The following is a 12,979-nucleotide window of genomic DNA, read 5'->3' as shown; positions in this document are numbered from 1 at the left end:
TACGTGAATTTCGTTGCATATGATTGTGGCGGCGCCCCTTATCGGAAGCGCCGCCACAATCATATGGGAGATGTTGATTATTACTGAACAGTCTCGTCGCCGTCGTCGGTTTGGCCGTTGTCACCGTTGCCGGTACCGCCGTTATTGCCGGCGCCTTGTGCGGTGGTGATCGTCACCGTGCTGCCGGCATCCACAGCGGTTCCCGGTGCAGGGCTCATCGAAATGACGATGGCGTTGTCATCCTGCGGGCCGGACACGTTGATTGCCAAGCCTGCGGCCTGCAGCTTCTGCACAACCGTCGCATACGTATCAACACCCAGCTGCACGCTTGGAATGGTGACCTGAGTAATGCCGGACGACACGTAGATGGTGATTGCTGTGCCCTTTTCCACCGTGGTATTCGCTTCCGGCGTGGTGCGGATTACCTTGCCCTTCTCCACGCTGGAAGATTCCTCATATTTGACGGTACGATTCTCGAAACCTTGCTGCTGCAACGTGTTTGCGGCGGTGTTCTCATCCAATCCGGTCACATCGGGTACAGATACCATGCCGTTGGAAATCACCAGAGTGACGCTGTCGCCCTTCTTGGCCGTGCTCTTTGCAGCCGGCGTCGTGCGGATCACCTTGTCTTTGTCGATGACGCCGCTGTTTTCGCTCTGCACGCCGGCAACGGTCAATCCCTTCTTCTCCAAAGCGGCGCTGGCCTCATCCTGCGTCATATTCGACACGTCGGGCACTTCGATGCTCTGCGGGCCTGCGGAGAACCATACGGTGATTTCCGTGCCCTTGTCGACCTTGGTGCCGCCTTCCGGATCCTGCTTGGTCAACGCGCCTTCAGGCAGGTCCGAATCGGTGTCTTTCTCAATGGTGATGTCACTACGTTCGAAGCCCGCGGCGATTAGTTTTTCGATGGCGCGGGACTCGCTGTCGCCGGAGGCCAGCGTCGGAACGGTAATCTGCTCATCCGTCGTATCATCGTGGCCGCCACCCATCATTGCGAAAACGGTGAATATCAGCGCGATGGCGACGATTGCGGCAATAACCGAACCTGCGATGATCTGCGTACGACGCTTCTTCTTCGCAGCTTCCGCGCGCTGCTCGGTTCGCGTCATCGTCGCAGTGGAAGCCGGCGCCACGCGTTGGAATTGGCCGGTTACCGGATTGAATGCCTGCGTGGCCATCGAATCATCCATCGGATTCAATGCAACCGTGGCTGCATCCTGTTCGGCCTGCTTACGGGCCTTCATATTCGACAGATCGGTCAGCGGATTGAAGGCGGCGGCGACCGGAACGCCACCGTTCATATACGTCAGCAGATCGTTCTTGAAATCGCTGGCCGTCGCATAACGATTCTGACGATCCTTGGCCATCGCCTTGGCGCAAATGGAATCCCACATCTTCGGCAGACCAGGCACCAGCGTGCTCGGTGGCGTGGCCACTTCGGAAACATGCTGGTACGCGATTGCCACTGCGGAATCGCCGGTGAACGGCGGGCGACCGGTCAGCATTTCATACAGCACGCATCCGGCGGAATACAGGTCGGAACGCATATCGACGCTTTCACCGCGAGCCTGCTCCGGAGAAAGATACTGCGCCGTTCCCACCACGCCCTGGCTTTGCGTCATGGTCGTGGCGGAATCGTCCAAAGCGCGGGCGATGCCGAAATCCATGACCTTGACAATTCCCTGCTCGGAAATCATGATGTTGCCGGGCTTGATGTCACGGTGGATGATGCCCATACGATGCGAATATTCCAAAGCGCCGAGCACGCCGAGCATCACCTGTTCGGCGTCGCGTTGGCTCAACGCGCCGTTGACCTTGAGAATATCGCGCAACGTCTGGCCCTTGACATATTCCATCACCAGATACGGCAGCCGTTCGACCTGACCGTTGTCGCCGATCATTTCCTCTTCGCCGGAATCGTAGATGTTGACGATATTCGGATTGTTCATCTGGGCGACGGAGCGCGCTTCTCTGCGGAAACGGCTCAGGAAGATCTGGTCGGAGGCGAAATCGGCGCGCATCAGCTTAACGGCTACGGTACGGCCCAAGCGGGTGTCCGAAGCCATATACACTTCGGCCATGCCGCCGCGCCCGATCAGCTGCACAAGCTGATAGCGGCCGTTCGCCAGTGAGGTGGGCATGTGATTGCTCATTGTTGTTCCCTCCAATTGCCGTTAAGAACCAGATGGGGTTTGCTGGAAACGCGTCGTGGTATGCGACCGGACGGCGTAACCGTCGTCATATCGGTCATCATGGTCTGCTGGTCGAGCAGACGTCGTTCGATGCGAGAAAGCGTACGGGAGACGACAAGTGCGTCTTTGGGACGGTCAAGCGGATCCTTTGCCAACATTGACATGACGAATTCACGCAACTGCACATCCACGGTGTCAGACATTGGCGGCACCGGATTATTCACATGCGCCGCGGCGATATCGACCGGCGTCGTGCCGGTGAAAGGACGCCGTCCACACAGTCCTTCATATGCGACCACGCCCAACGAATAAATATCGGATTGCGGCGTCGCCTGCTGACCCTGCGCCTGTTCCGGCGAAATATATTGCGCGGTTCCGACGACCATGCCATCCTGCGTGATCTGCTCCTGATTCGTCGAATAGGAGACGCCGAAATCAGTGATCTTCACTTCCCCGCTATCCGACACCATAATATTTGCCGGTTTCACATCGCGATGAATCACACCATGCGAATGCGCTACGAACAGGCCGCGTGCCGTCTGGATAAGGATCGGCAACAATTCCGTCGGCTCCATCACATGCTTCTCACGATACAGATCAGCCAAGGATTTGCTCGGCACATATTCCATGATCAGGAATCCGATGCCGTCATGCTCATAATATTCGAACAGCGCGGCAATATTTGGATGCGCCAAATTGGCGGAATTATGCGCCTCCGCGCGCAGGCGGCGACGCTTCGCCTCAGGATTGTCGATATCGTCGCGCAAAGCCTTAATGGCGACGGGACGGCCCAACTGAATGTCGTAGCCCTTCCACACTTCGCCCATGCCGCCCTGCGCGAGACGGGAGTCAAGACGATAACGCCGATGAATCAGCTGTCCTTCAATCAGTTTCATTCAGCCATCGCCTCCTCCAACAGAGCCTTCATAATAGGACCGGCCGCAAACGAGCCATACAAGTCTACGTTGTGCACCACCACGGATACCGCATATTTCGGATTGTCCGCCGGCGCAAAACCGATGACCCAACCGTCAATGGATTCGTTATTCGCGCCGATCTGCGCGGTGCCGGTTTTCGCGGCGACCTGTACGCCGCTGATCTCCAGATTCTGATTCTCCTTGGTGACGACCGATTCCATCATCTGCGTCAGCTTATTGGCGGTGTCCGCGCTGAACGCTTGAGACATCACCTTCGGACGCGTTTGGGAAATCACCGACAAATCACTGGCGCGCACGCAATCGACCAGCGTTGGCGCCATCAGTACGCCGTCATTTGCGATAGCCGCGGCGATCATCACATTCTGCAACACCGTGGATTGCGTATCTCCCTGACCAATCGACGCAAGCGCCAGCTTGTCATCAGTCATATCGGACGGGAACTGAGACGCCACCGCCATCATCGGCAGGCCGGTCGAATCATTGCCGTCCACCGTAATCGCAGTGCCATAACCGAGCTTTTCAGCCATGTCGGCAATCTTTTGCTCGCCCAAAGCCACGCCTAATTGGGCGAACGCGGTATTGGACGAATACGCCAAGGCGTCTTCCAGCGAAATTGTGCCATTTGTGCCGTCAGCGCTGGAAACGGCATTCGTCAACGCCGTATTCGTGCCAGGCAGCGTATACGAAGAACCTGCGGGAATCTGCGTATCCACATTGTAATCACCGCTTTCCAACGCCGCTGCCGCAACAACGGTTTTAAATGTGGATCCCGGCGGATACAACTGGCTTAACGCGCGATTCAGCATCGGATTGGTCGGATCTGATGTCAGTTGAGCGTAATTATCGTTCACCTCGGTGGTATCATGCCCCGCCAATTCGTTCGGATCATAGCTTGGCGTGCTGGCCATGGCGAGAATACGGCCGGTGTCGATTTCCATTACGACGGCGGCTCCATCATTCGCACCGAGCGCAGCATACGCGGTTTTCTGCAGATTCGGGTCGATGGACGTTTCGATGGAAGCGCCCTCATTTGTCTCCCCCGTCAGCGTTGCCTTGAAACGCTGCCAGAATAGCTGGTCCGCCTGGCCGGAAAGCAATTCGCTGCGGGACGCCTCCAAGCCGCGGTCAGCGCGTTGGCTGATGGAAAAATAACCGGTGATCGGCGCGTAGATCGAGCCTTCCGTATATTGGCGTTGATATGAGAACGCGTCATTAACCGGCACTGATTCGGCGATGATAGTGCCGTCGCTGGCAAGAATAGCGCCGCGAGGCGTGCCGTATTCGTAATACAGCGCGCGGGAATTACGAGGATCCGCATTGAATTCGTTTGCGCGAATCGCCATGATGATGCTGGTCGATCCACCCAAAATGACGAACAGGATCAGGACGACGGTAAACAGTTGACGCAAGGATTTATTCATCGTGCGCCTCCCGAAACCGTACGCGGATTCGCCGTAGCCGCTTCGCTGTTCGCCTTGCGATTGCGCAGGGCCAGCAGCGCCTCGTGCTGGAAGGTGTCGCTCGATAATTCCGGCTCCGGTTTATTCGCGGAGTTGGAAATAACGATCAACAACGCGGCAAGAATATAGTTCGCGATCAGCGAGGAACCACCAGCGGCCATATACGGCATGGTCAAGCCAGTCAACGGAATCACCAACGTGATGCCGCCGACGACGGTGAACACCTGGAATGCCATGGTGAACACCAGACCGGAAGCAAGCAGCTTGCCGAAACCATCCTTGATTTTCATCGCAGTAAGCATACCGGCCGAAATAATCAGCAGATAAATCATCAGCACTGCCATCAAACCGGTCAAACCAAGCTCTTCGCCGACGGAAGCGTAAATGTAATCCGAATTGGCAAGCGGCGTAATCGACGGATGACCTTGACCCAAGCCAGTGCCCATCATGCCGCCGGAAGCCATGCCGAAAATGCCTGTGACCAGCTGGTAGGATCCGCCATATTCCTTGCCGTATTGTTCGGTGCTGAACGGGTGCAGCCAAGCGTCGACGCGGGCGCCGACATGGCTGAAAATGCTTGCGGACAGCGCAGCGCCGACGGCGAAGGCGATAATGCCGATGGCGATCCAACTTTTACGGCCCGTCGCCACATATAGCATCGACACGAACATGGCGAAGAACATCAACGACGTGCCCAAATCGCGCTGAACGATCAGCACGCCCATCGACACGAGCCATACGATAATGATCGGGCCCATGTCTTTGATACGCGGCAGCTGCAGTCCTAAGAATTTCTTGCCGCCCACGGCAAGCTGGTCGCGGTGGTCGAACAGATAGGCCGCGAAGAACACGGCCAAAAACAGCTTTGCGAATTCGCTCGGCTGGAAGGAACCAAGTCCGGGAATCTGCACCCAAATGCGCGCGCCATATTGCGTGGAACCGATAATCGGCAGCATCGGGGAAAGCAGCAGCGCCAAGCCCACAATCATGCTGATATACGAAAAACGGCGCAAAATGCGGTAATCGCGCATGAAAACGACAAGCAGCGCGCACAACACCAGGGCAAGCGTCAGCCAAATCAGCTGGCGTGTGCCGACGGATGTGCCGCTTTCTTGGTCAAGACGTGTGATCATCATGATGCCGATGCCGGTCAGCAGCATCACACATGGCAGAATCGTCTGATTCGCGTATGGCTGGAATGTAATCAGCAAACCCCAGAACACGAGATACAATGCGCCGACGAACAGCAGCAGCCACAGATAATCCGCTGGGAAACCGCCTGTTGTGCGCGCAAACATCTGGAAAAAGGCGAGGTAGCACACCAACATGGTGAACAGCAGCAATGCGCCTTGTTTCAAACGGGATACGATCATGCGGCATCACCGTCCTGCGTGCCATCAGTGGCGGCATCAGCGTTTTGCTGCTTGTCGTCGGCGCTGTTGCCGGCATTGCTGCCGTCCGCCGCATCGGTGGTATCGGAAGTCGTTTTGTCCGTTCCGCTGCTCTTATCTGCGGCGTCGTCAGAAGTCGTTGTGTCGGACTTCTTCGAGGCATCCGAATTCTTCGAATTCTTCTCTTCCTCGAATTGCTGCACCTGCGTCTTAATCAAATCGGCATGCTGCAACGCTTCATCATACGAATCAACCGTGATGCCGCGCTCCAATTGCTGGCGCCACGACTGCGGCATATCAGAGGTTTTCATGCCGGTCGACTCAACCGGGTGTGACAGCTCAAAGCCAAACACGCTTGTCGGAATGCCTTGGAAAATCGTCATTGAGCCATTGTTATCACCCAAATAATACTTCGTCTGCGACCAGTAATACGTGCCCACCGCAGCTGCCGTAAGGGCCAGCAAAGTCAACAGGGTGATGATTAGCACGATGAAGCGGGCGCGCTTTGACTTGGCGCGAGTCGCTTTGCGCTGCTCAAGCTGCTCGTTGCGAATCGCTGACGCGACCTCCGGATCGTTCGGATCCGAGGTGACGCGGCCGTCGGTTTTCTGCACCACCGGAATTTCGCCGGTATCAGGATTCGTCAGAATTCCCCTTTCCTCGCGGACGGTGGACGGCTGAGCGATGTGCTGCTCCGGCTCTGACTCTTCCTCCGTTTGCGCGGCCACGCCCTGCATCAGAGCGGCGGCACGCTGCGCCGGGGATTCTTTCTCGTCGCTACGCAACACGGGTGCGGAAGCGACCGGCTCATTGATAATGTCTGCGATCGGCTCAAGGCTGGCGCTAGCGGCGCCGCCAACCAGCGGCGTCTGATGCGGCAGGTCGAAAGCCTTCTCATCCAACGCATACGTGGCATCGGCGATAACGGCGGTTACATTATCGGTGCTGCCTGCACGCAAAGCCATCGCGACCAGCCGCTGTGCGCATTCATCCTGCGAAGAATAGGTCGACAAAGCCTCCTGCAGTGTGGCGTCCTCCAAGACTCCACACAGGCCGTCCGAACACAGCAGCCAGCGATCCGTAGGACGCGCTTTGCGAATGGCGACATCCGGATGGGAATCGATATCGAAATCACCTAATACGCGCATGACGACATTGCGCTGTGGATGATTGCGCGCCTCGCTTTCCGTAATGCGGCCTGTGTCGATCAAATGCTGGACATAGCTGTGATCAGTGGTCATGCGCGTCAGCTTGCCGTCGCGCAGCAGATACGCTCGTGAATCGCCGATATGGGCCAAAACCCAATATCCGGCGACAAGCGTGACGGCAACCACCGTCGTGCCCATGCCGGCGAGACGGCGTTCACGCTTGGCCTTGCCGACGATGGCGTCATGCGCCGCCATAACGGAAGTGACCATCATTTTCGCCACTGCGGCGATATCGCTTTGCAGATTGTCCTGTTCGATATGCGCCAGCGAACGAATGGCGATTGTCGAAGCGGTGTCGCCGCCTGCATGGCCGCCCATGCCGTCGCAGACGGCGATTAGACGCTCGCCTGCAAAGGAGGAATCCTGATTGTTGGAACGCACTGTGCCGACATCTGAGACGGTCGTGGAATACATGAACAGCGATGGAGTGTCGGAACCCGTCGGGGATTGGGCGGTTTGCGCTGAGGCCTGTGCGGCAATTTGCGCCGCCTGAGTTGCAGACTGCGGAATCCGTTGCGTCTGGTGAATCGGCTGAGTCCGCTCGCCCCGCTCAATCGGCTGCGTAGGCATATCTGACTGGTCTGACTGATCTTTCTGATTAGGCTGAATCGACACGGGTCACCTCAATTCAAAGGTGGTCGCACCGATACGCACCGCAACACGAGGAGCCAAAACAGTGGGCTCGGCCAGCCGCCTCTGATTGACCACGGTGCCATTGGTGCTGCCTAAATCTTCAATAGCCCAACGATTGGTGGCCGGATCGCGATATACGCGGGCGTGGTGGGACGAAACGAATTCGTCGTCCAGCACCACAGTATTTGAGGCGGCACGGCCCAATGTGATGACATCGCCGGTAAGAGGAACGGAAGTGCCTGCAAGCGGGCCGTCAATAATAATCAGCAACGACGGTGCGCCTGCTCGAGACATATCACTGGTTGGCGCCGGACGCCCGGTTGCGACGGGCGCAGGAGCGGCAACAGCCTTCTTGGCATGTCGCTCCTTACGGCGGTGCGCCCGCGATTTGCGCGGGCTGAATGTTTCGATATCGCGGTACAACGAACGCATGGCCAGCAGCACAAACAGCCAAAGCAGTACCAAAAAGCCATACTTGAAGATCGCGAAAGTCAGTTCGGTGAGCATAACGGGAAATCCCTTGTTAGGGTGGGGCTACTCCTGATCCTGAGACGAAGCCCAGTACAGGATGCGCGTACGGCCGATCGTAATGGTGTTGCCGTCCAACAGTGTGGCGGCAGGAACCTGATGCCCCTCAACGTAGGTGCCGTTGGTGGAACCGAGGTCACGTGCGATCGTGCCATTGTCGGTAATATCGATTTCAAGATGCTTACGGGAGATGCCCGGATCGTCGATAACGATGTCGCATCCGGATCCGCGGCCGATAACCGTCTTTTCCTTGGTCAGCAGGTATTGGTTGCCGTTGATCTCAAGCATCGGGCTGTCCTCATTCTGAGCATCCGTGGTGACCGGGACGGCGTTGCCCTGGACGGATTCGGAGCTGAGGTTGAAATTGCCCTTGGATAGGTCGAGATCCTCTTCGAAAATCACGACGACCGGTCCAACAAACGCGTAATGTTGGCTTTTCGCATATTGTGTCAGGTTGTCGGCGAGCTCATTGGCGAGAGTTTCGGAACCCCACTGTTCGATGCGATCGAAGTCGGGCGTGCTGAGCTTAAAACGATATTCGTTCGGGGCCACCGTACGATCGCGGCCGACGGGCATTGCCTCGGCGTCGATCTCGCGCTCCAAGGCGCTGGAGAGGTCGACAGGCTGCAGGTCTTTGGATCCGAACTTCGCGAATACGCCATTGACTGCGCCTTCTACGCTCTTCTCAAAACGGTCGAGAACGCTCATGTTAGTCCCTTTCTATCCTCACCTAATCCTACGCGGGATGGGTGCGTGTGCCAATTTTGGCGGGCAATAATTGCAAAAAATTCAATGAAAATAGGGTGCAAGTGGGGAATCCTCGCCGCTTTTACATTGAAATATGACGTTTTCGCGCGCTGTGATTTGTGACGGCGTTGGTGATAGCGTGTGTGGCATGAGTGAAATGAATATGATGCCGGATGCGGCCGCTGCGACGGCTGCCGGCGATGACGCCATTGCTGTTTTCCCTCGTACGAAGGCGCGTACGCTGCGTTTCACGTGTGGCGCCCCGCGTTCCGCGCGTGTGATCGGTGACGGTTCACGCGCGCTGTTCCTGCGTTCCGACGGGCCTGAAGATCTGGTGACTTCGCTGTGGATGAGCGTGATTGACTCTGCCGGAGATTCACGTGAAACACTGCTCGCCGATCCGCGTGTGCTGCTGACCGACGCTGATGCCGAAGACGTGCCGGCTGAAGAAAAGGCGCGTCGTGAACGCGCCCGCGAAGGCGGCTCCGGCATCGTGAGCTACTCCGTGGATGCTGCCGGCCGCCGTGTGGTGTTCACGATCAACGGCATGCTGTTCGTCACGGAAATCGACGCCGCCGGTGACGGCGCGCGTACCCGTGAACTGGCCGCCGGCGAAATCAGCGGTGACTATGCACCGGTGCTGAATCCGCGCATCTCCCCCGACGGACGCCATGTGATGTATACGACCGGTGAACATCTGGTGCTGGTTGACATCGCCGACTGGGCCGAAGGTGCCGCCTCTCCCGCTGAAGCCGACGGCATCGGCATCGTATTCGGCGTATGCCCTGTGGATGACGGCGCTGAAAATACGTGGAAGATCGGTCTTGCCGAATTCGCCGCCGGCGAGGAAATGGACCGCTACGACGGATTCTGGTGGAGCCCGGACTCCACGCAGGTGCTGTTTGAAACCTATGACGAATCCCCCGAACCCACGTGGTATATCAGTGATCCGGCCAACCCGGACCGCCCCGCGGGCGGCACGCGCTACCCGCGCGCGTTGACCGCCAACGCCGACGTGCATTTGACCCTGCTAGCCCTGCTGTTCGACGAATCCGGCCGCTGCCATTACGGCGCCGGTGAAAGCACGGAAGTGCATTGGGATCGCGACACCTACGAATATGTGGCAGCCGTGAATTGGCGCAAGGGGCACGAGCCGTTGATTCTCGTACAGGATCGCCTGCAGCGCAACGATCAGGTGCTGTCCGTCTGCCCCGACGGCACGGTTCGTGTGCTGGAAGAACATCACAACGACCAGTGGATCGATCTGATCGCCGGCACCCCGGCCTACACGCCGGACGGCCGCCTCGTCTGCGCGCTCAACGACATGGCCGCCGACACCAACCGACTGACCGTCAACGGCAAGGCTTTCACCCCCGCCGGCCTGCAAGTGCGCGAAGTCCTCGACATCACCGACGACGATGTATTGTGCGTCATCCAGCGCACGCCTGAAATCATGACCGACGTGCCGGCCATCTGGTCCGGCAACGCCGCCGAACATGACGCCCGCAGCTTCGACGTCGTCAGCATCTCGTACGACGGTGAATGGACGCCGCAAACCGTCGAAGCCGGCGTGTGGATGATGTCGCGCGGCGAACGCGGCAGCATCATCACCGGCCGCACCATGCAATCCGCGCACACCCGTATGACGCATTCCTGCGAAGTGGCGACGCTGTCTGAAAGCGACGCCGCTGTCGATGCTGTGAAGGCCAGCGTATCGGTCGCCGTCATCAACAACAACGCCGCCGAACCGGGCTTCTCCCCGAATGTCACCTTCACGCGCATGGGCGAACGCAATCTGTACACCGCCATCATCGCACCGAGCAGCGGCAGCGCCTATGCCAACGCCGAAAAGCTGCCGGTGCTGATGAAGCCGTACGGCGGCCCCGGCTTCCAACAGGTCGTGTCGGCGCAGTCCTACTATTGGGACGCGCAATGGTGGGCTGATCAAGGCTTCCTCGTCGTCACCACGGATGGCCGCGGCACCACCGGGCGCGGCCCGAAGTGGGATCGCGAAATCTTCGAAAACATGAAGGACGTCACGCTTACCGATCAGGTGGATGCCGTCAACGCGCTGCCCGGCGCCATCGGAGTGCTGAACGTTGAGCGTGCTGCCCGCGGCGAGGCGGCACTCCCCCAGGCCGACACCGAGCGCGTGTGCATGATCGGCTGGTCGTACGGCGGGTTCCTTTCCGCACTGGCCGTGCTCGACGCCCCTGGCACCTTCCACGCGGCCTGCGCCGGCGCGCCGCCCACCGATTGGACTCTGTACGACACGCATTACACCGAGCGTTATCTCGGCCTCGACCCGGATGTGTACGCGCGTAACAGCATCGTCGCGGACGCGCCGAAACTGCGCCGCCCGCTGATGCTGATCCACGGCTTCGCCGACGACAACGTCACCATCGCACACAGCCTGCGTCTTAGCCAGGCCTTGATGGCGGCGGGCCGCCCGCACACCTTCCTGCCCCTGACCGGCATCACGCATATGACCAACGACGAGACGGTGGCGCAGAATCTGCTCACGCTGCAGCGCGACTTCCTGTATGACGCGTTGCATATGCGCTGAGCAAGCGTCGATCGTGTGCTGATCTGATGCTGCTCGCGCGGTGTTGCATGTGATACCGCGCGTGGCTTGCATGGCCGGCTTGTGGCGGATCGGATGCCGCCGCAGACCGGCCATGTTGGTATGCGGTATGTTGATATTGCGCTGCAACAATGGGGGAGTGATGGACTTTTCGCTGATTGACGATGCGTCGTACGCCGATTATGCCGGTTACATGCATGCGCATGTGCTGCCGGCGCTGGATGCTTGCCGCGTTGAAGGTTGGATGGAGCCGGCTGCTGCGGACGCTTCCGGTGAGGCTTTGCCGGCTTTGGTGAACCCTGGTCGCCTGCATTATCTGTGCTATGACGCTGCCAAATTCGATGCGCTATGCGAGCCGCAGGCATCGGGCGTCTTCCGCGGGGCGGTCGTGATCAGTCACGGCTTCACCGAATTCGCGCCGAAATATAGCGAGTTGGTCTGGTATTTCCTACTGTCCGGATATTCGGTTTGCATTTTGGAGCATCGCGGGCACGGGCATTCCGCGCGCGATGTGAAATCGCCCGGATTGGTGTGGATTGACGATTGGAAGCGTTACGTGGCCGATTCGGCCAAGTTCGCGTCCACGATTGCGCTTCAATATGCGGACGGGCGGCCGCTGAATCTATTCAGCCATTCCATGGGCGGTGGTATTGGCGCGGCTGTCTTGGAACAATATCCAACTCTTTTCGACAAGGCTGTGTTGTCTGCTCCAATGATCGCGCCGCAAACCGGCGTCCCAAACTGGTTTGCTCGTATCCTGGCCGAAATCGTCTGCACCTGTGGATTTGGACGCCGCAAAGTGACAGGTCAGAGCGACTTCGACCCCGAATTCCATATCGAAGGCTACGAAGCGGCCTCCGAAGCGCGTATGCACTGGTATCACCAGCTGCGACTCGACGATGAAGCAAATCGCATGTTCTCGCCGACATTCGAATGGGTGCGTCAGTCCCTGCGGCTTTCCCGCGCTGTGCTGAATCCTGAATCTTGCGCTGCAATCGAGACGCCAATCATGTTGTTCCAGGCCGGAAAGGACGTGTGGGTGCTGAACGCGCCGCAAAACCGCTTCGCGGAACGCGTGCGCGAAGGTGGTGGCAGCATTCAAGTGCGTCGCTTCCCGGATTCGCTGCACGAAATCTTCTCCATGCCCAATAGCACATACGCCCCGTATTTGCAGGAAATTCTGGCTTTCTACGATACGCCGGAAGCCGTCGTTGCGCTGAAATAACGTTCCAGCGGCCACTTTTGCTGGTGCTGACGTACCCCATCAGCAGATCTGACCGAAAACCGGCCTTAAA

The 12,979-nt window shown here is 58.3% G+C and carries 9 protein-coding genes; 2 read left to right on the top strand and 7 right to left on the bottom strand.

The genetic code is table 11. From position 1 onward, the window contains the following. Positions 1 to 80 precede the first annotated feature (80 nt). The 7 genes from pknB to AC1AWD_RS06460 all read right to left on the bottom strand — a co-directional run bounded on the left by pknB (position 81) and on the right by AC1AWD_RS06460 (position 9,061). Positions 81 to 2,156, bottom strand: coding sequence for a Stk1 family PASTA domain-containing Ser/Thr kinase (pknB, locus tag AC1AWD_RS06490; protein ID WP_476564841.1), 2,076 nt, complete (start codon positions 2,154 to 2,156; stop codon positions 81 to 83). Next, the gene (locus AC1AWD_RS06485; protein ID WP_476564839.1) at positions 2,153 to 3,091 is read right to left on the bottom strand and encodes a serine/threonine-protein kinase; all 939 of its coding nucleotides are present in this window, start codon (positions 3,089 to 3,091) and stop codon (positions 2,153 to 2,155) included. Before AC1AWD_RS06485 ends, pknB begins: the two co-directional genes overlap by 4 nt. After that, on the bottom strand, positions 3,088 to 4,554 hold the full coding sequence (locus AC1AWD_RS06480) for a peptidoglycan D,D-transpeptidase FtsI family protein (protein WP_476564837.1): 1,467 nt from the start codon (positions 4,552 to 4,554) through the stop codon (positions 3,088 to 3,090). The genes AC1AWD_RS06485 and AC1AWD_RS06480 overlap by 4 nt, the downstream gene beginning before the upstream one ends. Further along, a complete protein-coding gene (locus tag AC1AWD_RS06475; RefSeq protein WP_476564835.1) occupies positions 4,551 to 5,966 on the bottom strand; it encodes an FtsW/RodA/SpoVE family cell cycle protein in 1,416 nt (471 codons plus the stop codon). Before AC1AWD_RS06475 ends, AC1AWD_RS06480 begins: the two co-directional genes overlap by 4 nt. Continuing rightward, positions 5,963 to 7,606, bottom strand: coding sequence for a PP2C family protein-serine/threonine phosphatase (locus AC1AWD_RS06470; RefSeq protein ID WP_476564996.1), 1,644 nt, complete (start codon positions 7,604 to 7,606; stop codon positions 5,963 to 5,965). Before AC1AWD_RS06470 ends, AC1AWD_RS06475 begins: the two co-directional genes overlap by 4 nt. 204 nt (positions 7,607 to 7,810) lie before the next feature. Continuing rightward, positions 7,811 to 8,332, bottom strand: coding sequence for an FHA domain-containing protein FhaB/FipA (locus AC1AWD_RS06465; protein ID WP_476564833.1), 522 nt, complete (start codon positions 8,330 to 8,332; stop codon positions 7,811 to 7,813). Positions 8,333 to 8,359: 27 nt separating this feature from the next. Continuing rightward, a complete protein-coding gene (locus AC1AWD_RS06460) occupies positions 8,360 to 9,061 on the bottom strand; it encodes an FhaA domain-containing protein (RefSeq protein ID WP_476564831.1) in 702 nt (233 codons plus the stop codon). Positions 9,062 to 9,257: 196 nt separating this feature from the next. Here AC1AWD_RS06460 and AC1AWD_RS06455 point away from each other — a divergent pair, with 196 nt between their 5' ends. Both AC1AWD_RS06455 and AC1AWD_RS06450 read left to right on the top strand, forming a co-directional pair. After that, positions 9,258 to 11,666, top strand: coding sequence for a S9 family peptidase (locus tag AC1AWD_RS06455; RefSeq protein WP_476564994.1), 2,409 nt, complete (start codon positions 9,258 to 9,260; stop codon positions 11,664 to 11,666). Between the two features lie 160 nt (positions 11,667 to 11,826). Continuing rightward, positions 11,827 to 12,909 (top strand): alpha/beta fold hydrolase, encoded by a 1,083-nt coding sequence (locus tag AC1AWD_RS06450; protein ID WP_476564992.1) that lies wholly within the window; start codon positions 11,827 to 11,829, stop codon positions 12,907 to 12,909. Positions 12,910 to 12,979 lie beyond the last annotated feature (70 nt).

It is taken from the genome of Bifidobacterium sp. LH_512, from assembly GCF_056356435.1.
This window is presented reverse-complemented; position numbering and strand designations above follow the sequence as displayed.

What these genes read in the sequence shown, in the direction of transcription:
- AC1AWD_RS06485 (WP_476564839.1), bottom strand. Translation starts at nt 3,091, where the DNA reads ATGAAACTGATTGAAGGACAGCTGATTCATCGGCGTTATCGTCTTGAC.
- AC1AWD_RS06455 (WP_476564994.1), top strand. Translation starts at nt 9,258, where the DNA reads ATGAATATGATGCCGGATGCGGCCGCTGCGACGGCTGCCGGCGATGAC.
- AC1AWD_RS06465 (WP_476564833.1), bottom strand. Translation starts at nt 8,332, where the DNA reads ATGCTCACCGAACTGACTTTCGCGATCTTCAAGTATGGCTTTTTGGTA.
- AC1AWD_RS06460 (WP_476564831.1), bottom strand. Translation starts at nt 9,061, where the DNA reads ATGAGCGTTCTCGACCGTTTTGAGAAGAGCGTAGAAGGCGCAGTCAAT.
- pknB (WP_476564841.1), bottom strand. Translation starts at nt 2,156, where the DNA reads ATGAGCAATCACATGCCCACCTCACTGGCGAACGGCCGCTATCAGCTT.
- AC1AWD_RS06450 (WP_476564992.1), top strand. Translation starts at nt 11,827, where the DNA reads ATGGACTTTTCGCTGATTGACGATGCGTCGTACGCCGATTATGCCGGT.
- AC1AWD_RS06475 (WP_476564835.1), bottom strand. Translation starts at nt 5,966, where the DNA reads ATGATCGTATCCCGTTTGAAACAAGGCGCATTGCTGCTGTTCACCATG.
- AC1AWD_RS06470 (WP_476564996.1), bottom strand. Translation starts at nt 7,606, where the DNA reads ATGTATTCCACGACCGTCTCAGATGTCGGCACAGTGCGTTCCAACAAT.
- AC1AWD_RS06480 (WP_476564837.1), bottom strand. Translation starts at nt 4,554, where the DNA reads ATGAATAAATCCTTGCGTCAACTGTTTACCGTCGTCCTGATCCTGTTC.